This window comes from Flavobacterium sp. B114r (assembly GCF_056824125.1).
Genome location: NZ_CP124858.1, coordinates 2,178,853 through 2,200,927, shown reverse-complemented (window position 1 = coordinate 2,200,927; position 22,075 = coordinate 2,178,853). Strand labels below are relative to the sequence as shown.

Below are 22,075 nucleotides of genomic sequence, written 5' to 3'. Positions count from 1 at the left end.
GGCTTTAAAAATCAAAACATTTTTTAATCCCTATTCTATTCACAGAAATAGCTGTATTTGCTATCGTTTCTGTTGTGGTTTTAGGATTAATTCATCTACAAAAAAAACATATAATGAACTCAATAAAAAAATTATTGATGGTAATAACTTTATTACTATCAGTTACTTTCGCCAGCGCGCAAATCAAAAATAAAACTACTCAAACTGTAAAAATCAATGGCAATTGCGCCATGTGCAAAAAGACTATTGAAACAGCTGCAAACATAGATAATGTTGCTAAAGTAAACTGGAACAAAGACACCAAAATTGCAACGATTACTTACGATAATAAAAAGACCAATCCTGATGCTATACTAAAACGTGTTGCAGATGCCGGATATGATAACGAAAGTTTTACTGCTCCAACTGCAGTTTATGATGAATTGCACGGATGTTGCCAATACGACAGAGATGCAAGCCCTAAAAAAGCAGAATAATCATAATTAAATCATTCAAAAAACAAGCTTGTCTGTATTATTAACGAATAAGACAATACTACAGACAAGCATTTTAAAAAAAATATCATGTTCAAAATAAAAAATAAAATCACATTATTCCTCCTTATTGCAACTGTTGCTGTAACAAATGCGCAGATAAAAATAGGAGATAGTTTTCCGTATGTTCAACTTCAGAACAATAAGAATGCTACGGTTAAACTAAATTCTTTTAAAGGAAAAACAGTTTTAGTCGACTTTTGGGCATCATGGTGTGCTCCTTGCCGAATGGCGAATAAAAATCTTGTAAAATTGTACGATCAGTACAAAGGTCAAAACTTTGAAATCGTTGGAATATCAATTGATAATGACAAAACAAAATGGCTAAAAGCAATTGAGAAAGACAAAATGAAACACCAGCAATTAACTGACCCAAAAGGTTTTGATGCTAAAACGGCTGTAACTTTTGGAGTGGATGCTTTGCCTTCTACCTTTCTTTTTGATGCATCAGGAAAACTGATTGCCATAAACCCAACCGAAGCACAAATAATTGCTCAAATCAAAAAAAACAAATAAAATGAAAACCTTACATATAAAATTCATAGCCGCTGCACTTTTAGTAGTATTAACAAGTGTAAATTCTTATTCGCAAATTACTAAAGCCGAAATAATGGCAACAGGATTAACTTGTTCTATGTGTTCGAATGCGATCAACAAACAATTAAAATCCTTAACTCAGGTAGACAGTATTGGTACTGACCTGAACACAAATACATTTACGGTTTACTTTAAAAAAGACAATTCAGTCGAGCCAAAAGTTTTGAAAAAAGCCGTTGAAAAAGCAGGTTTTTTCGTAGGTTCTATGGTATTGACCGCTAAGTTTCATACCGATCAAATTGAGGATAACACAACCTTAAAGATGGATGATGCGACTTATACTTTCATCGACATCAAAAAACCTGTAGCGCATGAAGAAATGAAATACAGAGTATTGGATAAAGGTTTTGTAACTCAAAAAGAGTATAAAAAACTAGTTAAATCTTATGCTAAATATCCTGGTTATGCCACAGAAAACGAGAATGATTATTACCTAAAAACATTATAAAAATGAAACAGCTATCAATAATTTTCTTATTCCTTGTTTCATTCCAAATAGATGCACAAGAACTTTTTGTAGTAACAGAACCTGCCAGTAACGTTCCGGCGGGTTCTATTGGGGTTCGCGTTGGACAATCGCTTATGGACAACAAACATGAAAGTGGCTCAATGTATAATTTAACTCCGGAAGTTACCTGGGGAGTCAATAAAAATTTAATGGTTCGTACCTCAGCTTTTCTAAGCAATCAGGATAATGGTTTGGGGCTTAAAGGCGGTGGTTTTTATGCCAAATACCGATTCTTTTCTGTAGATGATCTGCAAAGTCATTTCAGGATGGCTGCCTTTGGTAGATACAGTTATAATAACTCGTTTTTTACTCAGGAAGCTATTGACCTGGCCAACGGAAATTCAGGTTATGAAGCCGGTTTGGTGGCCACTCAACTGATTCATAAAGTAGCTTTGAGTTCTTCTGTAAGTTATGTGCGTGCACTGAACAATCCTGATTATAGTTTCCCGGATGCCTTAGGAAAGAATGCTATAAACTATACATTTTCAGTAGGTAAATTAATGTATCCTAAAAAATATACGAGTTACAAACAGACCAATATAAATGCGATGCTGGAATTTACAGGGCAAACCATAACCGAAAACGGAAAATCATATATGGATGTTGTTCCTTCGATTCAGTTTATCATTAATAGTCAGGCGAGAATTGACCTTGCTTATAAAAAAGAATTGTACAGCTCAATGGACCGTGCCGCAACTGATGGCGTTTTCGTAAAACTGGAATACACTTTTTTTAATGTGACGAAATAAATTACTTTTTAAGATTTTATCACGATAACCATTGGGAATGAGTAAATTTTATTTCACGCAGATTTTAAAAAGATTTAAGCGGATAAATGCAGATCTATTTTAAAATCTGCTCTAATCTGCAAAATCTGCGTGAAACAAAAATCGTTTATTATTACTGAATATCAAGATGCATACACAAAGAATTAATCGTATAATATTTTCATAAAAGTAACAGCCTCTACTTTATTTAAATTTTATTTTGCCCTCCTTATGACAAAAAAATTCTACATAGTCCTAATTATAACACTTGGTTTCTTTATGGGTCCAATGTTTAATTATGCCCGTGGAATTAAAACACAAAAGATATGTTTTAAAAACAAAACATTTTTAATAGTAGCTTGTGAGGAAACAACCGAACACAGATGTGTTAAAGGTTGTGTCAAAAGTTCCGGTGATTGTCCTGTGGTTTACTGTAGTTATCATTCCCCTATGATTTCTTTCCAGATAGACAATCATTATTTTTTAAATTTTTCAAAAAGAGAACAAAACTATTATTATCCGGAAATCTTTATTTCTTCAGGCTTCCGTTCCATTTGGCTTCCGCCAAAAATAAGCTAGACTCCTTTTCCGACAGCCATAAATGCGTCTTGTTCAAATTCAATTTTAAGGCTTAAAATCATAAAACATATAATTCGATAACAGAATATAGCCGTATTTGCTATGGTTACTGCTGTATATTGAAATTAATTCTTTCAAAATAATAACACAATGAATTCAATAAAAACATTATTGATGGCAATCATCTTATTGCTATCAGTCACATTCGTTAATGCACAAATCAAAAAAGGTGATACTTTTCCGAATATTCAATTTCAAAATAATAAGAACAAAACAATCCAACTAAACTCCTATAAAGGAAAAACAGTCTTAGTAGACTTTTGGGCCTCATGGTGTCCTAATTGCAGGGCAGCCAGCAAAGATTTGGTTGCTTTCTACGATAAATACAAAGGACAAAATTTTGAGATTGTTGGAATATCAGTAGATGAAGACAAAACAAAATGGCTAAAAGCGATTGAAAAAGACAAAATGAAACATCCTCAATTAATTGACCCAAAAGGCTTCAATGCTGAATCAGTAGCAGTCTTTGGAGTAAAAGGATTACCTAGTACTTATCTTTTTGATTCTTCAGGAAAACTGGTAGCTATCAATCCAACCGAAGCACAAATAATTGCTCAAATTAAAAAGAAACAGATCTAAAAAATAGTTGTTTCGATGGCAAAATACTTATCGAAACAATTACTATAGCTTAATAAAAATCAAATCATCACCAGAACAAATCGTTCTGATTAAACTTATAAAATGAAGAAAATCTTATATTTATTATTCCTGTTTTTTGCTTTCGCCAAAATTCAGGCCCAGATCATCAATCCCGTAAAATGGGAGGCCTCGATTGAGAAAAAATCTGCCTCGGAGTTTGTTCTTTCTTTTAACGGAACTATCGAAAAAGGCTGGCACGTATATTCTCAATTCACTCCTGAAGATGGTCCGCTTCCTGCCGAATTCCTTTTTCATGATAACAAAAACAATTATGAGCTTGTTGGAAAAGCAACCGAAAGCGAAACCAAACGAGAGTTCAATGAAGTCTTTGGTGTCGATGAAATCTTCTTTTCTGATAAAGTTGTTTTTACTCAATTAATCAAACAAATCAATCCCGAAAAGGAAACGATTCAGGTAGAACTTTCGTATCAGGTCTGTAAAGAGAACTGCATTAGCGAAAGCAAATACTTCGAATTTAATCTTAAAACACTTAAAGCGAAAGAAATTCAGGCTACCGATATTGCAAATGAAAAAACTACAAAAGTTGATGCAACTACCGCAATAGAAAAAGAACCGGAATCTAAGAAATCTGATTCTAGTTTATACATGATTTTCTTTATTGCTTTTTTATCCGGCTTTGCTGCATTGCTTACGCCTTGCGTTTTTCCAATGATTCCTATGACAGTGAGTTTCTTTACCAAACAAAGCAAAACCAAGGCAAAAGGAATTAAAAATGCGATTATTTACGGGATTTCAATCATTCTTATTTATGTCTTTTTAGGAACCGTAATTACCTTAATTTTTGGCGCGGATGCTTTAAACGCATTGTCTACCAATGTATGGTTCAATATAATTTTCTTTGTATTACTGGTTGTATTTGCTTTATCCTTTTTAGGCGCTTTCGAAATTATGCTGCCTAATTCATGGGCCAATAAAGTAGATCGTCAGGCAGATAAAGGCGGAATACTAGGAATCGTATTCATGGCATTGGCATTGGCAATCGTTTCCTTTTCCTGTACAGGACCAATTATAGGAACCTTATTGGTTGAAGCAGCTTCTAAAGGCGGAATCGCTCCAATTGTTGGAATGCTTGGTTTCTCATCTGCTCTGGCATTACCTTTTATGTTATTTGCCATGTTTCCGGGCTGGTTAAACACATTACCAAAATCTGGCGGATGGTTAAATACCGTAAAAGTATTTTTAGGTTTTCTGGAATTGGCTCTTGCTTTTAAATTCTTATCGAATGCTGATTTGGTATTGCAATTGCATTGGTTCGAAAGAGAAATTTTCTTAGCCATCTGGATCGCAATATTTGGTACTTTGGCCTTCTACTTATTCGGAAAAATAACTTTACCGCATGATTCTCCTTCGTCTTCTATTTCAGTAGGACGATTATCTGCCGGATTGGTAGTATTGGTATTTACGATTTATCTTATTCCGGGATTGTGGGGCGCGCCTTTAAAATTGATTAGTGGCTTCCCTCCTCCAATGACGTACAGTGAATCGCCATATGGTGTTGGAGGTTCTGGCAAAGAAACTGCATCATCTGCAAAAGCGTTACCAGACGGCGCGCATAAAGGCCCGCATGATATCATGGCTTTTACTGATTATGAAAAAGGATTGGCTTACGCCAAAAGTGTAAACAAACCAATTCTTCTGGATTTTACAGGATTCGCCTGTGTTAATTGCCGAAAAATGGAAGATTATGTTTGGTCCGATCCCCGCATATTATCGATATTAAATAATGAAGTTGTTTTGATTTCTTTATATGTTGATGACAAAAGAGAACTTCCGGATGAAGAACAATATGTATCTAAAGAAACTGGCAAAAAGATACAATCGATAGGCAATAAATGGAGTGATTTTCAGATTACCCGTTATAAAGCAAATGCTCAACCGTACTATATTATATTAGACACGAACGAACAAAGCCTGAATAAACCAGCGGGATATACTCCTGACATTGCAGAATATGAGCAATGGTTAAAATCCGGAATTCAGCAATTTAAAAAATAACAGAAACGCTGTTTTTAATATTGATTTTTGACCATTAAGAAATTAAGAAAAGTTAAGTGCTGATACTTAATGAAGCCTAATTTCTTAATGGTTATTTTTTTACCCCAGATCAAAAATTTTTTTATGATATTAACTAAAATCATAAAATCTGCAAAATATTAACTTTTACTATATTCATAACAATCAATACCTTATAAAAAACTTACCTAAATTGTGAATATCTATTTCCAGAATTAAGAATTTATTTTCCTGTAAAATCTATCTTTGACATCCTTAAAAAACAATAGAAGATGAGCGCAACTTGGTACGAATGCAAAGTAAAATATAGAAAGACAGATGAAACGGGTGGACAAAAAGTTTTAACCGAACCTTATTTGGTTGATGCTTTATCTTATACTGAAGCTGAAAAAAGAATAAATGAAGAGATGGCAGCTTATATTAGTGAAGAATTTAAAATCACAAATATAAAAGTGGCCAATTATGCTGAGATTCATCCTTTTGAAAACGCAGATCGTTGGTTCAAGTCAAAAGTTTCTTTGATGGCTTATGATGAAGAAAGCGGTAAAGAAAGAAGATCGAATATGTACTTATTAGTGCAGGCAAATGATGTAAGAGAAGCCTATGACAATACACTTCATGTTATGCAAAGCACAATGGGAGAATACTCGATCCCGGCAGTTTCTGAATCTCCAATCATGGACGTTTTCCCTTATTTCAGCGGTGAAGAAGGAGAAACAGAACAATTAGAAAGATTCAATAAACTAAAAGCTTCAAGACCTGTAGAGGTTGAAAAAGTGGATCACATGGAATTTGAAGAAGCATTAGAGGAATAATTTTTCTAAAATCTCAAAAAAATGAAATTCCAAATCCCATAAAGAACTTCAATTGTTCCTGTGGAATTTTTATAAAACTAGCTTCAGAGAAATCTGGAGCTTTTTTGTTTTGTAACATTTTGGATAATACGCTGACTTATTCTACATTCAAAATAAATTATATATTAGCTATATCATTAACAGCCTGCCAACAAACCCAATTTACATGAATAAAAAAACGATAATTTTACTCGGGTTCATCATTTTAAAATTTGTTTTGCAGTATGTTTTAATAAGCCCTGAATACGATTTGCAGCGTGATGAATATTTACATCTGGATCAGGCACATCATTTGGCCTGGGGATATTTATCGGTTCCGCCCGTAACCTCCTGGATTTCTTATATTATATTTTTATTGGGCAATTCTGTTTTCTGGATAAAGTTCTTCCCTGCCCTTTTTGGCGCTTTGACACTTCTTGTGGTCTGGAAAACTATTGAACTTTTAAAAGGTAATTTATATGCATTAATCTTAGGATCGACCTGCATTTTGTTTTCAGTATTGTTGCGGCTTAACACGCTGTATCAGCCAAACTCTTTGGATGTATTATGCTGGACAGTATTTTATTATGTAATCATTCAATACATTTCTATAGAAAAACCAAAATGGCTCTATATAGGTGCTGTCGTATTTGCTTTTGGCTTTCTCAACAAATACAATATTCTATTTCTGCTCATTGGCCTCTTGCCTGCTCTTTTATTTTCGAATCAAAGAAAAGTGTTTGCAGAAAAGAAACTCTATTTTGCCTTAATTTTAGGGTTGCTTTTAATATTACCCAATCTTTTATGGCAATACAACAATCAATTCCCGATTGTACACCACATGAAGGAACTGTCCGAAACACAATTGGTCAATGTCGATCGTTTAGATTTTCTAAAAGAACAGCTTTTATTTTTTATCGGTTCTTTTCCGGTTATTCTTGCAGCTTTATATGCTTTATTGTTTTATAAACCTTTCACAAAATACAAGTTCTTTTTTGCTTCTCTAATTTTTACCTTTGCCGTTTTTATCTATTTCAAAGCCAAAGCCTATTATGCTATTGGACTGTATCCTGTTTACATTGCTTTTGGAGCAGTTTTTCTTTCTCAAACTTTACAATCTGGTTGGCAACGTTATTTAAAACCCGTATTTATCATTATTCCGCTATTGTTTTTTATTCCGATGTATCATGTCGTTTTCCCAAATAAAAGTCCGGAATACATTGTAAAAAATCCGGAACAATATAAAAAATTAGGAATGCTGCGTTGGGAAGACGGAAAAGACCACGATCTGCCGCAAGATTTTGCTGATATGCTGGGCTGGAAAGAACTTGCCCGAAAAACCGACTCAGTTTATGCATTGATTCCAAATAAAAAAGAGACACTTGTACTTTGTGACAACTACGGACAAGCCGGCGCCATAAATTATTACACCAAAAAAGGAATAAAAGCAGTTTCGTTTAATGCCGATTATGTCAATTGGTTCAATCTGGACATTCAATATAAAAACCTGATCAGAATCAAAAATTATGAAGAAAACAGTACCGAATTTCAGAAAACCAGTCCTTTCTTTCAGTCTTCTGTTATTGCAGGAGAAATAACGAATAAATATGCAAGGGAATACAAAACCACTATTTTTGTTTTCGCTAATACTAAAATCAATATCAACAAAAGGATTGAAGCCGAAATTAAAGAAGAGAAAAATTACAACAAATAAATACCATGATAGACTTTAGCTCTATAGAATATTTAAAAAACGGAAAACAAAAACAGATTAAGGCTTTTGACATCCTGACTCAGCACAAAGTTTTACTAAATCTTGTTGAATTCGATCCTATTTTGGTTGGTACGATTCCAATTAATATTGATATAGAAAAAAGTGATCTCGATATTATCTGTCATTGGAAAAACAAAAACGATTTTACAGCAAAACTAAATTCATTTTTTGGAAAAGAAACCGACTTCACAATCAGAGAAATATCAATTAATGATAAAGAATCAGTTATTGCCAACTTTAAAATCGATGGTTTTGAAATTGAAGTTTTTGGACAAAATGTTCCAACCAAAAGTCAAAATGGCTATAAACACATGATCATTGAACATGAAATTCTACAATCTCATGACGAAAACTTCAGATTAGAAATCATCAAACTCAAACAAAACGGTTATAAAACCGAACCTGCTTTTAGTCATTTATTAGGTTTAAAAGGAGATCCGTACTTAGCATTATTAGAATACAAAATTTAAGTGATTATTATGCTATTTGTAACTAACTACACTTCAATAAATTATATTTAAAATCCAAAAAATTAAAAATAATTTAGAAATTCCTTGCAACAACCGTATTAACTGTGTATCTTCGCACCCGAAACAACGCGGGATAGAGCAGTAGGCAGCTCGTCGGGCTCATAACCCGAAGGTCACAGGTTCGAGTCCTGTTCCCGCTACAGAGAATAACCCATCAAAATTTTGATGGGTTTTTTGTTTTTTATTACCTATCTCAGCCCTTGCAAACGTTGAGATTAAAGCAAAAACTAGGTTCACTTTTTTAGTTAGATACTGCCTGTTTTCAGCCCTAATTGACAAGCCTTCTGGAAATACCAATTTTTGAAGGATCAAACGCAAAAGTTGGGGATTACGCAAAAAGATTGGATAATCTGAATAAGAAAAAATCTACTTTTCGTACTCCTCTAAATTGACTTCTAAATGCTTTTACTTTGGCATTAAAAGATTCTGCTGAAGCATTTGTACTTCTATTGTCAAAATAGTTTAAGATTGACTGGTAATTAACCGTTATGGTATTTAAAAGAATATTAAAATTTTTAAACCCTGACTCCTCTACATTCCTGTACCAATGTGCCAGTTTGGTCATCGCAATGTGTTTATTGTTATTATTGTTGTAAATACCTCGTAGTTGTTGGGTTAAACTGTATGCTTTTTTAATATCTGGATATAAGCCAAATAACAATTGGGCTCGTTCGTTTTGTCTTTCGGTCCATTTATCGCGGGATTTATAAAGAACATATCTACTTCTGGCGAGCAACTGTTTTACAGAGTCTCCATTAGATAAAAGATCTGGCAGATAAGTTTTGTTTTCTCTTTTCGCTTGTAATATCAATCGATTCTCAGTATCCATAGCTTCCCAACGATATTTTATTCTAATCTCCTGTAATGCTTCTAGAGCTAATTTTTGAACATGAAATCTATCGGTAACCTGTACCGCTTTTGGAAAACATTTTTTGGAAATCAATTTCATGGAATTAGCCATGTCAAGTGTTATTTCTTGAACCCAACTTCTTTTTTTGTAATTAATTTTACAAATATGTTCAATGACCTGATCTGCCTTTGTCCCTTCAATAATAGCAACTAGGCATCCTTTTTTACCTCTAGCTTCCTTATTGGTTACAATAGTAAAAAGCTCACCCTGAGACAAGGCTACTTCATCAATTGACAAGTGAGTACCTATATTTTCAGGATAAATAATCCACTCATGTGCATGTTCACGTGGAGCCCACGTACTAAAGGAGCTTAAAAATTTTTTGTATTGTCTTTGTAATTTTTTCCCATTGACTCCAAAGAAACCTCCAATGGTACGACAGTCAATAGCAGTTTTATCTATTAATTTCTTTTAAAAAAGCCGCAAACTCTTGAGTCATGCGGGTTCCTTTAGCTACTAAATTCCAATCTCTTTTAACGATCTCACCTGTATTTTTATTAGTCCAGCGACGTCTTTTGATATGTAAATACACGAACTTACCCCTCAGAGGAAAGTCCTGTATGGTAATCTCATCTTGAAAACCCTTTGAGACTAATTGAAGATCACTAAACTCTTCTGGAGGTTTAGCATGCTCTTCAAAATAGAGGTGTAATATTTCTTCGCTATTAGTAGATGAAACTACTTCAAAATGTTCTACTAAAAAATCAGGAAGCATAAACTTCAAAAGTTCTATAGGGGTCATATAAAATTCTTAGATTACAAAGTTCTTATTTTATTTTGACATTTCCTCCCCAAGCTTTGCGCTTCATCCTTTTTGAATCCTAATTTTACTATTAATATCTCCTTCTTTCCAGTATTTATTGATATTCGTAACTTTTTCTACTACCTTATCAATGTGTCTGCTGTGGTTAGATATTTTTTTTGAAGTCATATGAATCTGGCTTTCAATCATCTTTAATTCGGTCTCAAATTCAAGTGCATATCTGTTGTACTTTTCATTGCCAAAATTCGGATTATCGAAGTAGCGTTTATCCAAATTCTCAATTTTAGCTTCCACCTCTTTTTTCCTTGACTGCAAACTTTTCATTTCATCTTGAGCCTCTGCGTTTACTTCATCAAAGAATTTATTGAGCTGTATTTTGAAAGGTTCTTTAAATCGCGGTTGTAATGAATAATTGGACAGAAAACGTTCAAAAGACTCATTGAGTCCTTCCGTTTTTGCTTTCTTGGTAGTAAGTGCATTAAAACTTGCATTTTTACATTTCTGGCACTTGTAATAGTGTGCTTTCTTTTCTCGAACCTCATAGCTTGTCAAAAGGCATCCGCACTCACATCTTAAAAATCCTGTCAGGGGTCTGAACTCATTGATTTTAGTTTTGGAATATTCCTTAACCGCAATTTTATTGCCCTCAGAAAGCATATTGTCAATTTTCAGGAAATCTTCCTCACTGACTAGTCCCTCCCAATTTCCTTTTACTGGCTCTTCAAGGAGTGCATTGACCGATATTCCGCAGTAAAATGGATTGCGCCACATAGAACTTATCCCTTGTTTGGAAATAATCAGATTCAGTTTTTCAAGTTTCTCTCTGATTACAAAATCCCTTTCCCCTGCCAGCTTCCATTTCCAAGCCTTTTTTAAAATTTCTCCTTCATGATTGATGGTAATAGACTGCGTATCCTGCATCAAAGCATAGTCTCCTACTTTTCTTCCACGCATAGTATAGCCTCTGGGAGCTTTGCCAAGCCAGTTTCCTGATCTAAGCAGTGCCTTCATCCCAGGAATTGTTTTTTCCAATCTGTCCATGTTCTCTCTTCTGGCATCTAGGAGCTTTCCGTAAATATCCAGCTTGCTGTACTCATCATTAGTGCAGAGTCCTGATGATGTTTCAATCAAATGGACACCCAGCTTATCCACCAGTTCTTGCACAATAGTAATCGCATTTCCTCCAGTTCTGGAGAATCTGCTGATAAATTTGATGGCAATTGCGAAAGGTTTCTGCTTGGCGCTTTTAACCTCATCCAATAGCTTTGTAAATTCTTTGCGTGTGAAATCCCCAGAAGCACTTTCATAAGTACCTCCCAGTATATTTTTAAGAGTATAGCCATTCTTTGAGGCAAACTGAACTATTTCACTGCGCTGTTCTTCCAGACTGTTATTAACCAGCTGGAGTTTAGAGCTTACCCTTGTGTAGCCCCAGATTTCTTTTACCTCAATTTTTTGAGCAAATTTTTCTTTTTGAAATTTTTTAAAACTTTCAATACTCATGTTTTTAATTTTAATAATTATAAACTATTACCGCTAATTGAAAAAGGCTTTCAATTATTTCCTGTCCTTCCGATTCTGATACTGTTTCAAAACCTTTACAGCTTCTTAATTCTTCAAGAGTTAACTTTGCCTGATTGTGTTGGGCTTTTACTTTTTGATCGCTGAAACCGCTTTCTTTTTGATCTAGTCTTAAACCAAGATTTTCAGCTTTCGGCTTTATTAAGTTTCTGCCTGCTGTATTTTTTCCTGTACTCTTTTCTTTATTTCCCATCCTGAACCTCCAGCTTTAAAAAGCGAAAGACCATTTTAACAGTCTTTGCCACTTATACATTATTACACTTATGTAATAAATTTAAAAATGCATCTGTGAAGTAATTCCGGTAAGGGTACTGCGTGGATATTCTTTGTCTTTTAATGTCTTAATATTCAAAACAAAATTACCAGCGAACAACCTATACAATAAATTAAAAAGTGATAGTACAACATAACCAAAATGTATCTTTTAATAAATAGTAATTTATAAAATCTTACAGATGTATCATATCAATTCTTTGTATATGGTACATTGAAAATCATGTTTCACACATTGGAAGTGAATCAGCATTCGTACAGACTTACTGCCCTTACAGTTTCCCCTTTTATCAAGAATCTTTTTTCAGGTGCTTTTCTTCAAATTCCTCTGTAAGCTGTATTATCTTTTGACATAAAAAAGCAAATTCTGCGGTCTGCTTTTCCAGTTTGTACAAAAATGCCGAAGCCTTCCTTTCTGAAAATTTTTGATACAAAATCTTTACAACCTGATTGTAATTAACCCCAACAGCCCTAAACTGGCTGTAAAAAGTAGTCAGGCGCATATAATAATCCATCGTCGCTTTATCAATCTTGACCGTTTTGATTCCTTTTTGGAAAACACATGCTGTGATAAAGTGCGCCATGACATTCATTCCTGATGTTTCAAAAAGAGTCAGGAAACGGACATTTTCTTCAGCAGTAAGACTAATTGAATAACGGTGGACTGCGGGATCAATTTTGATAGGTCTGCCTCCTTTATGCGGGTTCTTTTTTTGTTCATTTTCCATGACTTCAATTAATGGTTTTACTTAAAACCAATATATTTTATAATCAGTATTTATTCCATTATTTGGAAGTACTGAAAAGTGTTTGGAAGCATCTGGCTTAGTTGCTTCAAATACACAGTCTTTAAACCTTTAAGACAGGACATCTTCTGCCAAGTAAAGCCACATCTTAAAAAAACAACTAGAGAGGAGATATGGAAAAAGGACTACCTATTATTAAATTATTTTCTGAGCATACTTATTCTTTCAAAAAATATTAAAATCTATAATCAATTTTGAAAAGAATATAGCGAGGCAGAATCCTGTATTCTGTTTTTGAAGTAAGGACATCACTTATGTAAGTCTGCCTAAAGGTTTTAGTATTAAATAAGTTGTTAGCTGATAATGATAAAGAAACTTTGTCTTTCTTTAATTTATAGTTTGAACTAATATCAAGAAAGTAATATTTATTATCTTGAACATTTAAATTACCAAAATAATATCTTTCCGCCTGAATTTCAGCATTAAAATCTTTTGTAAAACTAAGCAAAAGATCAAAAAAAGTAAGGTTATCAGTATTCTTATTGACAATTGATGTTGTAATTTTATTTATTGTCCATTTACTTCCGATGTGATAATTCAAAAAACCTTTAAAATTTGATCTCATTTCAATCCCGGGTACTAGTACTTCAGATTTTACTTCCCTTAATTCACTGTTATTTACAATGTTTTTATAATTACTTTTGGAATAATTGGCGTCAATTTTTAAATTAGATTTAATACTGCTAAAAAAATAACTTATATCAGCATCTGCCCTAAACATAGACCTGTTTTTAATTATGATTTTCTCTAACTTTGAATAACTGGGTTGTATCTCCGAATTAGTGGAGAAAAAGTCAAAATTTTTATAGTAATAAATAGAAGCATTTGATGAAAATTTACTTTCCCAATTTCCCAGTCCATATCTAACAAACAATACTTGTGACTGTAGCTGATTAAATTGGCCTGTTCCTTTTTGAAAGCTTTTATAACTTGTCAGTACATATCCATTATATACATCTAAAATTTTGGAATTTGTTGTATTATAAGAAAATGAAGTACTGACTTTATTATTTTTATTGATCTCCCAGCTTAAAACAAAAGAGGGGTTAATAAAGAAATTATTATTATTTTGATCGATTTCAGAAGTCTTGAGATCAGAAAACAGCTGATGTAATTCCACCTTGGCTTCAATAACAAATTTTCTAAAAAAATAATTATATTTTGATTTGAAATAAAGATCTTGTGTGCCGAATTTTATTTGATTTGAATAATCGGCAGGAGAAGCAATAGTATTATTGTTCTCTAAGAATTCTAATTTCGAATTAAAATAATCCCTTCTATTTTCATACCCTGCTTTAAATTCTAAAAGGTTTCCTTTTTCTTTTTTATCAAAGAAATGAGTTTCAAAACCAAAAAAATTCATCTGATCATTACTGTTCTGAGCTAAATTATCAGCATTAGTGCCATCTGGCAATAAATCTTCAAAAAGAAAAACGTTGTTGTAATAATTTTGAGGCGTCTTTTCACTTATCAGTCTTCCGGTAAAAATTAAAACTTTATTGCTTTTAAATCTATTGGTATACACTGCCTTTTGATCTATAAATTCTGTTTCCTCATGAAGCTTTTCTCTGGATTTTTCTTCATTAAAGATTAAATTTGTATGTGTATTTCTTATTTCTGAACTGTATTTAGATATGTATTCAAAGGATTCATTATTAGAAATATCATAGTTGAAATTTATTTTGCCAAAACCAATTTTTTTCTTCTTATTTAAATTGTAATCCTCAAAATTACTAAACATGGTATTTTCAAAAGAATATTCATCTATTGCTTTTCGGTAAAAATCATTTTTATCAGAATTAAAAAAACCGATTATTTTTAATTTTATTTTAGAAGTAATTGTGAAAATAGAATTTAGAGATACTAGCTCTGCGTTATTAAAGTTGGTTCTTTCCTCTTTGAGATTAGGTTTTGAACTGTCAAGACTTAGCAGTGTTTCAGAATTTTCATCATCTCCAATACTACTTATTCCATCTGAATTAACTGGTCTTATTATATAATCTATATCCCCGACAGCATCAACTCCTACATTATTAAGATTTCCCAATAAATAGAATTTCGCTTTTTTGTCAAAAGACATCAAATTAGTTCTCACATCATACCTGTTTTCTGAAGCTACACCATAGCCCACACTCATGTTTCCGAACCATTGAGATTTTATATCGTCTTTTAAAGTAAGATTAATGGCGACTTTATCACTATTCTCAATATTTTTCAACAGTCGATTATTAGAATATCTTTTGTAAATTTCGATTTTATCAACGGTTGACGCGTTCAGATTTTTGGTCAAAAGTTTATACCCATGCTCAAAAAAATCATCGCCAGCTATCATTACCTTTTCAACTTCTTTATTACCAACTTTAATCGTTCCATTTTCTGAAATATTAAGTCCCGGTATTTTTCGTAATAAGTCTTCAACAACAGTTTCGTTTCCCTGTGCAAATGCTTTTGCATTAATTACTATTGTATCACTTTTAACTGTAATTGGTTTTTCAGTCTTAATAACAACTTCATCCAGAAAAGTTGTTTCATCTTGAAGAATTGCATTTTGAACATATTTTTTACCCGTTTCGACGGAAATTTGAAATAAAGCCTCCTTATATAATAATGCTGTAAAACTGATTTCGTAACTACCCGGCTCTTCGATATTCAGAACGTAACTTCCATCTTTAGATGTCCTAGTATAAGCCTTGATAGAATTACTGCTTTTTAATTTAATAAATACGTTAGTAAAAGAAATGGGATTGGAATCCTTATCGCGGACAACTCCAGTGACAGAAGTTTGAGAATATAGAGAACTAGTTGTTATAATTTGTGCCAGCAAAAAAAAAATAATCGGAATGTGTTTTATACTCAAAATTTCTATTTATTTTTCTTTTCAGCTTCCCATTCATAAACCAGCTCTACGCTTGTTCTGTTATCTGTTCCTTTTTCCATTGTTGTCCCGCGTGGCATTACTTTCATAATACGGGCATACATGATTTGTTTTTGTTTTTCTATCTCTTCAACAAAATCTTTTAAAGTTATATCTTTAGCATTTTGCTTATCCAAAACGGTCAAATCAGCGTTATTAGTCAAAGGATAAGAAATTTTTGATACCGTCCAGTGATAATTATTATTTGTATCGTAAATCTCAAGAATCAGCCCAGGGAGACCGTAAAATTTCCAAGGCCCGAATGGCACAGCAATATATGGGGTGTACCATGCAATATAGTTACGTCCTCTGAAACTCAAAAAAGCTTTACTGCAGATAAAAGTATCAATTTTCTTTACCTCATTATCTTTTGAAAGTTTCCAATCCATAACTGGAAGTGGCTCGGTTATCTTGAAGTTTTTGTTTTTTATATTATCAATAGCAATAACCCTGTTGTTAACTAAATCAACTGATTCATAGGTATCAATTTCTTTTTCTGTAACGTTAATTGAATTGGTATTTTCATCGGTTTGAATTCCTGCTTTTGCATTATTTGCATAAGTTTTGGAAAGGGATGTGTTTTTAGCGCAGATGGTAACGACTTTTTTTTGCACATAATTTTCATTAGACGCATTTAGGTTATATTCGATCACTACATTTTTAACCTGAGCATTGGCTGAAAACACGAAAAGTAAGATTATTGCAAGAGCAAAATTTTTCATTTTTATTTTTTTAGAAAATACGATTTAGAAATATTTCTAAATCGTATTTTGAGATTCTGTTTTTTCTAATTTCCTTCTGTACCAAATTCAGGCTCTTCTGGGATAAAACGGATAGGCGCTTCCTCCAGAGGATCTATAGGATAAGCCATTGGTACTTCCTGAAGAACTGCTAAAAGTTCTCTCATCATTTGATTGCATCCGCTTTGAGATCTAACATTAGGAAAACTCCATGTATTGGAGTAACTACCATGACTATCATGCCATGCGATATAAACTGAACAGCCGTAAGCCACCGCAAAGCCATTTTCAAAATACTGAATTTCAGCACCGCTATTCTTTGCGATCTTGTTAAGATCTAAAGATTCATTTGCAAATGCTCCAATAGCAAACATTGACATACACAATGCAAATTCCGGTTATATTGATCACCCCATTCCGTTTTAAAGTGAGCACCTGATTCCAGTTCAAAATGACCACCTAATTCCGGAGCAAAATGACCACCTCCGTTTTGATTAAAAACTATATTTTTTCATCTGTTAATTAGTATTCAAATATAATAAAATATCACTCTTTGTTTATTCCTCTTTTCTTTCTCATCGATTCTCCATGTAATTCAAGCCTATGAGATTGGTGTATAAGTCTGTCTAATATTGCATCGGCTATCGTTTTTTCTCCGATTATGTCATACCAGCCTTGAACTGGGATTTGTGATGTCACGATTATAGAGCCGTTATTATGCCTGTCCTCTATGATCTCCAAAAGAGTAATTCGGTTATGGCTGTCAAGTGCCTGGAGTCCAAAATCATCAAGTATTATAACATCCTGTCTTTGTATTTTTGTAAGTTCCCGCAGATAAGTGCCATCTGCTTTAGCCATTTTTAGTCTAGCAAACAATTTTGAAGTATTAAAATAACTTACCTTAAAACCCTGTATACAGGCTTGATAGCCCAATGCTGTACCTAAATAACTTTTACCGACCCCGGTACTTCCAGTGATTAAAATGTTTTCATTTTTCTCTATAAATTCGCATTCTGCCAGACGCAGTACCATGTTTCGGTCCAGATTACGTGATACATCAAAATTGATACTTTCAATATTTGATTTGTAATGGAATTTCGCATTAGTGATACTTCGTTCAATACGACGATTGTACCTTTCATCCCATTCTGCATCAATAATCATCGATACAAACTGGTCAAGGGTATAATGATCTGTTTTTCCGCTTTCAATGGCTGTTTTAAAAGCATTAAACATGCCATAAAGCTTCATTTGTTTCATTTTGGTTACTGTGGATTCATTCATTTTTCAAGATTTAATTTAGTTATAATAGTGTTTTCCTCTTATGTTACTATGATCAGGAAGTTCCTGCTCAGGTTCTTGATCAAAATCAATATGATCCAAGTTGTTTTCTAAAATATTTTGTATGGTCTTAAAATTGTAAATTTTAAAATCAAGTGCCCGCCTGCAGGCATTTATTAATCGCTGTCTGCCTACCTTTTTTTCAAAATTCAGTATTCCTAAACAGCTTTTATAAGCCTGTTCCGGATGATTTCTGCTTTCGATTATCTGCATTATATATTCTCCTACTGACTCATCAATATTATTAGCCCATTCAATGAAGCGGGCAGCACTCCATTGGGCTACAAATTGATGTGTACTGGCTAAATGCTCAGGAGTTGTTGTATAGACATAAGGTTTGTAGTTTCTTGGATGTACAGCTATTCGATTGTATTTATAATAAATCTCTACTGTTGATTTGGTATATAACAGCTTGGCTTTCTTCTTTACATATTGATACGGAACGCTGTAATAGTTTTTGTCCTGGCTTAATTGAACATGACCGTTTTGCATTACTGTTGCAAAAGACTGGTATTTAATTTCAAAACGATCTTGTGGGAGTGGACGCAGTTTTTCTTTCTCGTCTTCTAAAAATAATTCAAAGCGGGAATAAGGGCGTCCTGTCAGTTTTCTGTTATTGTGAGAGTCAAGTAAATCCCAGATCTGCTGGTTTAATTCTTCCAGAGAAAAGAACTTAATTTCTTTTATGGTTACATAAATCCTTCGATATAATATCTTAACAGCTCCTTCAACTAATGATTTGTCCCTGGGCCTGTAAGCTCTGGCAGGTAAAATTGTAGTTTCGTAATGTTCTGCTAAATCAGCCAGGGTTTCATTGATTGTCGGTTCAAAACGACTGCTTTTTATTACTGCAGATTTTAAATTATCCGGAACAATGGCGGCAGGAGTGCCTTCAAAAAAGCGCATGGCATTTTCTACCGAGTCAACAAAGTTTTCCTTTTGCTGGCTCATGGAAGCTTCAGCATACGTGTATTGGCTAGCGCCCAATATTGCTACAAAAAATTGTACTTCTTTGACTTCTCCAGTATCTATATCAATAATTGAGAGTGTCTTTCCAGCATAATCGACATACATTTTATCACCAGCCTTATGGTTCATGTGCATGACCGGATTAACTCGTTTGCCCCATATATTGTAATGATAATGAAATTGTGAAGTTCGATAACCATCCGGATTTACAGTAATATATTGTTCCCACATATGCTGTACGGTAACGCCAACTTTTTTTAGTTCACGTTCCATTTTAGGAAAAAAATCATAAAGTGTCTGTAATCTCGGGCTAATGGCCTCTACACTAGTCTGGGAGAATAAAAGTTCCAGCTCTGCATCGGTTTTTTGGTCGATTAATTCAAAGCTTAATCCGAGAACTTCGAATAAAGAAATATATTTCTTTACCGTATTTCTTGAAAGGGATAAGTAGCTACTTATAAATAACTTACTCTTTCCATTACAATAGAATTTAATTACTTTTCTAATTTTACTCATGTCTGTTATTTTGTTTGCCATAATCCGTATATTTTTAACGAATGTATGGTTCTAACAACATGAAAAAATCAATAGTTTTTAATCATTAATTAACCACAAAACTTGGTGGTCAATTTGCTCCGGAATTAGGTGGTCAGTTTGCTCCGGAACGGGTGGTCAATTTACTCCGGAATTAGGTGGTCAAATTGACCGGTTTTTCCACAAAGAGTGGCAAACACAGCTTTACAAGTTACACCGATAGTAAGTGAACCTAAGCCACCTTCAATGACTCCGTTAGGATGCGGAATATTTTTAAAAATAAATGATGACAGATATTTAATTAGTGCTGGACATCTATTAAACTTAGAAGATAGACCTAAACTAATGGTTCCAGGCGCAAACGATAAAATGGTTCTGTTAAATGGAACCGTAATTTCCACCTACCAAAATTTAAAAACTGAAAACACAATAGATTTTGGATTATTAAAATTTTCTGAGCGACAGAACAAGCATTTTGTAAACGGTCCACTTGCATTTTGTAATCCATCAAATATTATTGTTAATCATAAAGTAAAACAGAACGGCTATTATGTTATCGCTGGTTATCCAGTGAGTGGTGTCAAGAAAACAAGTGGAAAGGTTGAATACACACCAATTCCAGTTAAATTTTTAACTTACCCAATTGAGACAGAAAAGTATGAGAAATATGGTTTTAATCCAGATCATTTTATTCTAGTAAAATATCAAAGAAAATTAGCTCCATTTGGCTCTAAAGAAAAGCAAATAACAAAAGAGTTGACTGGAATAAGCGGTAGTGGACTTTGGTATGTTCCTAATTGGAACGATAGAAATAGTGGAGTTCCAAAATTCTATTTGGTTGGAATAATGGTAGAAAACTATAAGGATAAAGGATTTTTGGCAGCATTGAGAATTGATTTTGCAACAGAGGCTATTAAACAGTTTTTTATTTATTCTCCTTTTGAACATACTCAATTTGATTTTGGAGATAAAATAAAGCAATTGTATGCTTCCGAAATAAAATAACTATCGCTTATAGGGGTAATATGAGTTACAAGCACTAGGGGAAAGAAACAGTTACAGCAAAACCGACACCCAGGCTACTTTTATGCGCATGAAAGAAGATCATATGCTAAACGGGCAGCTCAAGCCAGCTTATAATACCCAGATATCTACACAAAATCAGATCATCGTTCATTATACCATCCACCAAAATCCGACCGATACCAAAACCCTCAAACCTCATTTAGAAAATTTGGAACAAACCTTCGGCAAGAAAATATTTAAAAAGATAAAAGAGATAACTACTGACGCAGGTTATGGAAGTGAAGAAAACTATGATTATCTGGAGCAAAAGAAGCTCAAAGCTTTTGTAAAATATAATACTTTTGAAAAAGAACAAGATCAAAACTACCAAAAGAAACACAAGGCTTTTAGCAAAGAAAATCTCCATTACAACGAGCAAGAAGATTATTATGTATGCCCAATGGGACAAAAAATGCATAAAACACATCAAAACCAGAAAACAACAGCTGCAGGATACACCCAAACCTTATCTCATTATCAGGCCAAAAACTGTGAAGGCTGTTCACTTCGAGGTCAATGTTTTAAAGCTCAGGGAAACAGAAGTATAGAGCGAAACCATAACCTTGAAAGGCATAAACAAAGGACAAGGGAATTACTGCTAAGTGAAATAGGAATACAAAGAAGAAAGCAACGCTCTGCCGATGTAGAGCCTGTGTTTGCCCAACTCAAGCATAATAACGGATTTAGACGATTTTCTTTAAAAGGACTTCAAAAAGTTGAATTAGAGTTCGGATTAATGGCTTTAGGTCACAACTTAAGGAAGAAAATTGCAGCATAAGGGCAATTTTTGCCTCCACTCAAAATTAACCCAATAAAAATCAAAACATCATCAAATAAAAAACCGTCTCAAATTATATGTTTTGAGACGGCTTCTTTTTTGTTTTGTACTACCTTAAAAGCAAATTATCCTCACGAGTGAAAAATAAAAACTTATACCAGTAAATTTTTAGCTTCTTCTACATTAGGTTCTGTGGCTAATTTCAATACACTAGCCATTACCTCTAACCAATGTCTTTCACCATGAGTATCATGAAATGAAGCACCATAAAGTGAAGCTGTTAATGAGTAAGAAACAATATTTCTCTCTTTTGCAATTTTAGAAAATATTATTGCTAATTGTTCTTTGTTAATAATTGTTGTTTCAAATCTTTCTGGCAAAATACTACAGGTACAAAATAACGTTAAGCATAAATTTGACAACTCTCTATAAGTTACATTATTTGATATAGATTGATTTAAATAGTAAAAAAGTTCTTTGGCACTATGATTCATGGCTTTTGTATTAATTTCTCTTTTTTAACTTGATTGCTACTGCAAATCTTACA

Annotated in this window: 21 protein-coding genes, 1 tRNA gene and 1 pseudogene; 12 read left to right on the top strand and 11 right to left on the bottom strand. The window is 33.3% G+C overall.

Going from position 1 to position 22,075, the window contains the following annotated elements; genetic code table 11:
• Positions 1-113 precede the first annotated feature (113 nt).
• The 10 genes from QLQ94_RS09675 (at position 114) to QLQ94_RS09630 (ending at position 8,994) form a co-directional block, all read left to right on the top strand.
• Positions 114-476 carry a heavy-metal-associated domain-containing protein gene (locus QLQ94_RS09675; protein ID WP_271335000.1) on the top strand — a complete coding sequence of 121 codons (363 nt, stop codon included), beginning with the start codon at positions 114-116 and terminating at the stop codon, positions 474-476.
• A gap of 87 nt (positions 477-563) precedes the next feature.
• Positions 564-1,049: a TlpA family protein disulfide reductase gene (locus QLQ94_RS09670; protein ID WP_271335001.1), complete on the top strand. Its 486-nt coding sequence runs from the start codon at positions 564-566 to the stop codon at positions 1,047-1,049.
• 1 nt (position 1,050) lies between these two features.
• A complete protein-coding gene (locus tag QLQ94_RS09665; protein WP_271335002.1) occupies positions 1,051-1,578 on the top strand; it encodes a heavy-metal-associated domain-containing protein in 528 nt (175 codons plus the stop codon).
• 2 nt (positions 1,579-1,580) lie between these two features.
• Positions 1,581-2,387, top strand: a complete 807-nt coding sequence (locus tag QLQ94_RS09660) for a hypothetical protein (RefSeq protein ID WP_482499591.1) — start codon at positions 1,581-1,583, stop codon at positions 2,385-2,387.
• Positions 2,388-3,134: 747 nt separating this feature from the next.
• Positions 3,135-3,623: a TlpA family protein disulfide reductase gene (locus QLQ94_RS09655; protein WP_271335004.1), complete on the top strand. Its 489-nt coding sequence runs from the start codon at positions 3,135-3,137 to the stop codon at positions 3,621-3,623.
• Between the two features lie 102 nt (positions 3,624-3,725).
• A complete protein-coding gene (locus tag QLQ94_RS09650) occupies positions 3,726-5,699 on the top strand; it encodes a protein-disulfide reductase DsbD family protein (RefSeq protein WP_482499589.1) in 1,974 nt (657 codons plus the stop codon).
• A gap of 290 nt (positions 5,700-5,989) precedes the next feature.
• Positions 5,990-6,532: a DUF4494 domain-containing protein gene (locus QLQ94_RS09645; RefSeq protein ID WP_271335006.1), complete on the top strand. Its 543-nt coding sequence runs from the start codon at positions 5,990-5,992 to the stop codon at positions 6,530-6,532.
• Between the two features lie 205 nt (positions 6,533-6,737).
• A complete protein-coding gene (locus QLQ94_RS09640; RefSeq protein WP_271335007.1) occupies positions 6,738-8,264 on the top strand; it encodes a glycosyltransferase family 39 protein in 1,527 nt (508 codons plus the stop codon).
• A gap of 5 nt (positions 8,265-8,269) precedes the next feature.
• Positions 8,270-8,794, top strand: a complete 525-nt coding sequence (locus QLQ94_RS09635; protein ID WP_482499588.1) for a DUF4269 domain-containing protein — start codon at positions 8,270-8,272, stop codon at positions 8,792-8,794.
• 127 nt (positions 8,795-8,921) lie between these two features.
• Positions 8,922-8,994: transfer RNA gene (locus QLQ94_RS09630), tRNA-Met, on the top strand.
• 188 nt (positions 8,995-9,182) lie between these two features.
• Here QLQ94_RS09630 and QLQ94_RS09625 read toward each other — a convergent pair.
• The 10 genes from QLQ94_RS09625 to istA form a co-directional block, all read right to left on the bottom strand.
• Positions 9,183-10,136: an ISAon1 family transposase gene (locus QLQ94_RS09625; RefSeq protein WP_482499945.1), complete on the bottom strand. Its 954-nt coding sequence runs from the start codon at positions 10,134-10,136 to the stop codon at positions 9,183-9,185.
• A gap of 22 nt (positions 10,137-10,158) precedes the next feature.
• The gene (locus QLQ94_RS09620; RefSeq protein WP_427401293.1) at positions 10,159-10,506 is read right to left on the bottom strand and encodes an ISAon1 family transposase N-terminal region protein; all 348 of its coding nucleotides are present in this window, start codon (positions 10,504-10,506) and stop codon (positions 10,159-10,161) included.
• Positions 10,507-10,569: 63 nt separating this feature from the next.
• Positions 10,570-12,030 carry a recombinase family protein gene (locus QLQ94_RS09615; RefSeq protein WP_482499587.1) on the bottom strand — a complete coding sequence of 487 codons (1,461 nt, stop codon included), beginning with the start codon at positions 12,028-12,030 and terminating at the stop codon, positions 10,570-10,572.
• A 10-nt stretch (positions 12,031-12,040) separates the two neighbouring features.
• On the bottom strand, positions 12,041-12,301 hold the full coding sequence (locus QLQ94_RS09610) for a hypothetical protein (RefSeq protein ID WP_271334949.1): 261 nt from the start codon (positions 12,299-12,301) through the stop codon (positions 12,041-12,043).
• 370 nt (positions 12,302-12,671) lie between these two features.
• The gene (mobA, locus tag QLQ94_RS09605; RefSeq protein ID WP_271334950.1) at positions 12,672-13,109 is read right to left on the bottom strand and encodes a conjugal transfer protein MobA; all 438 of its coding nucleotides are present in this window, start codon (positions 13,107-13,109) and stop codon (positions 12,672-12,674) included.
• A gap of 253 nt (positions 13,110-13,362) precedes the next feature.
• On the bottom strand, positions 13,363-16,044 hold the full coding sequence (locus tag QLQ94_RS09600) for a carboxypeptidase regulatory-like domain-containing protein (RefSeq protein WP_482499586.1): 2,682 nt from the start codon (positions 16,042-16,044) through the stop codon (positions 13,363-13,365).
• 5 nt (positions 16,045-16,049) lie between these two features.
• The gene (locus tag QLQ94_RS09595; RefSeq protein ID WP_271334952.1) at positions 16,050-16,823 is read right to left on the bottom strand and encodes a GLPGLI family protein; all 774 of its coding nucleotides are present in this window, start codon (positions 16,821-16,823) and stop codon (positions 16,050-16,052) included.
• A gap of 65 nt (positions 16,824-16,888) precedes the next feature.
• A complete protein-coding gene (locus tag QLQ94_RS09590) occupies positions 16,889-17,221 on the bottom strand; it encodes a hypothetical protein (RefSeq protein WP_482499585.1) in 333 nt (110 codons plus the stop codon).
• Between the two features lie 166 nt (positions 17,222-17,387).
• Entirely contained in the window at positions 17,388-18,125 is a 738-nt protein-coding gene (gene istB, locus QLQ94_RS09585) for an IS21-like element helper ATPase IstB (RefSeq protein ID WP_056251131.1), read from the bottom strand.
• A gap of 15 nt (positions 18,126-18,140) precedes the next feature.
• A complete protein-coding gene (gene istA / locus QLQ94_RS09580; protein WP_482497588.1) occupies positions 18,141-19,688 on the bottom strand; it encodes an IS21 family transposase in 1,548 nt (515 codons plus the stop codon).
• Positions 19,689-19,874: 186 nt separating this feature from the next.
• Between istA and QLQ94_RS09575 the strand changes: the two genes are divergently transcribed.
• Both QLQ94_RS09575 and QLQ94_RS09570 read left to right on the top strand, forming a co-directional pair.
• Entirely contained in the window at positions 19,875-20,690 is an 816-nt protein-coding gene (locus QLQ94_RS09575) for a hypothetical protein (protein WP_482499584.1), read from the top strand.
• Positions 20,691-20,724: 34 nt separating this feature from the next.
• Positions 20,725-21,528 (top strand): annotated as a pseudogene (locus QLQ94_RS09570) (transposase); the annotation flags it as partial.
• 152 nt (positions 21,529-21,680) lie between these two features.
• Here QLQ94_RS09570 and QLQ94_RS09565 read toward each other — a convergent pair.
• A complete protein-coding gene (locus QLQ94_RS09565) occupies positions 21,681-22,022 on the bottom strand; it encodes a hypothetical protein (RefSeq protein ID WP_482499583.1) in 342 nt (113 codons plus the stop codon).
• Between the last annotated feature and the right edge of the window lie 53 nt (positions 22,023-22,075).

Bases quoted from the DNA above. Each gene is read 5' to 3' on its own strand.
- QLQ94_RS09635 (WP_482499588.1), top strand. From the start codon at position 8,270: ATGATAGACTTTAGCTCTATAGAATATTTAAAAAACGGAAAACAAAAA.
- QLQ94_RS09670 (WP_271335001.1), top strand. From the start codon at position 564: ATGTTCAAAATAAAAAATAAAATCACATTATTCCTCCTTATTGCAACT.
- istB (WP_056251131.1), bottom strand. From the start codon at position 18,125: ATGAATGAATCCACAGTAACCAAAATGAAACAAATGAAGCTTTATGGC.
- QLQ94_RS09565 (WP_482499583.1), bottom strand. From the start codon at position 22,022: ATGAATCATAGTGCCAAAGAACTTTTTTACTATTTAAATCAATCTATA.
- QLQ94_RS09610 (WP_271334949.1), bottom strand. From the start codon at position 12,301: ATGGGAAATAAAGAAAAGAGTACAGGAAAAAATACAGCAGGCAGAAAC.
- istA (WP_482497588.1), bottom strand. From the start codon at position 19,688: ATGGCAAACAAAATAACAGACATGAGTAAAATTAGAAAAGTAATTAAA.
- QLQ94_RS09640 (WP_271335007.1), top strand. From the start codon at position 6,738: ATGAATAAAAAAACGATAATTTTACTCGGGTTCATCATTTTAAAATTT.
- QLQ94_RS09615 (WP_482499587.1), bottom strand. From the start codon at position 12,030: ATGAGTATTGAAAGTTTTAAAAAATTTCAAAAAGAAAAATTTGCTCAA.
- QLQ94_RS09660 (WP_482499591.1), top strand. From the start codon at position 1,581: ATGAAACAGCTATCAATAATTTTCTTATTCCTTGTTTCATTCCAAATA.
- QLQ94_RS09665 (WP_271335002.1), top strand. From the start codon at position 1,051: ATGAAAACCTTACATATAAAATTCATAGCCGCTGCACTTTTAGTAGTA.
- mobA (WP_271334950.1), bottom strand. From the start codon at position 13,109: ATGGAAAATGAACAAAAAAAGAACCCGCATAAAGGAGGCAGACCTATC.
- QLQ94_RS09650 (WP_482499589.1), top strand. From the start codon at position 3,726: ATGAAGAAAATCTTATATTTATTATTCCTGTTTTTTGCTTTCGCCAAA.
- QLQ94_RS09655 (WP_271335004.1), top strand. From the start codon at position 3,135: ATGAATTCAATAAAAACATTATTGATGGCAATCATCTTATTGCTATCA.
- QLQ94_RS09675 (WP_271335000.1), top strand. From the start codon at position 114: ATGAACTCAATAAAAAAATTATTGATGGTAATAACTTTATTACTATCA.
- QLQ94_RS09620 (WP_427401293.1), bottom strand. From the start codon at position 10,506: ATGACCCCTATAGAACTTTTGAAGTTTATGCTTCCTGATTTTTTAGTA.
- QLQ94_RS09645 (WP_271335006.1), top strand. From the start codon at position 5,990: ATGAGCGCAACTTGGTACGAATGCAAAGTAAAATATAGAAAGACAGAT.
- QLQ94_RS09595 (WP_271334952.1), bottom strand. From the start codon at position 16,823: ATGAAAAATTTTGCTCTTGCAATAATCTTACTTTTCGTGTTTTCAGCC.
- QLQ94_RS09590 (WP_482499585.1), bottom strand. From the start codon at position 17,221: ATGTCAATGTTTGCTATTGGAGCATTTGCAAATGAATCTTTAGATCTT.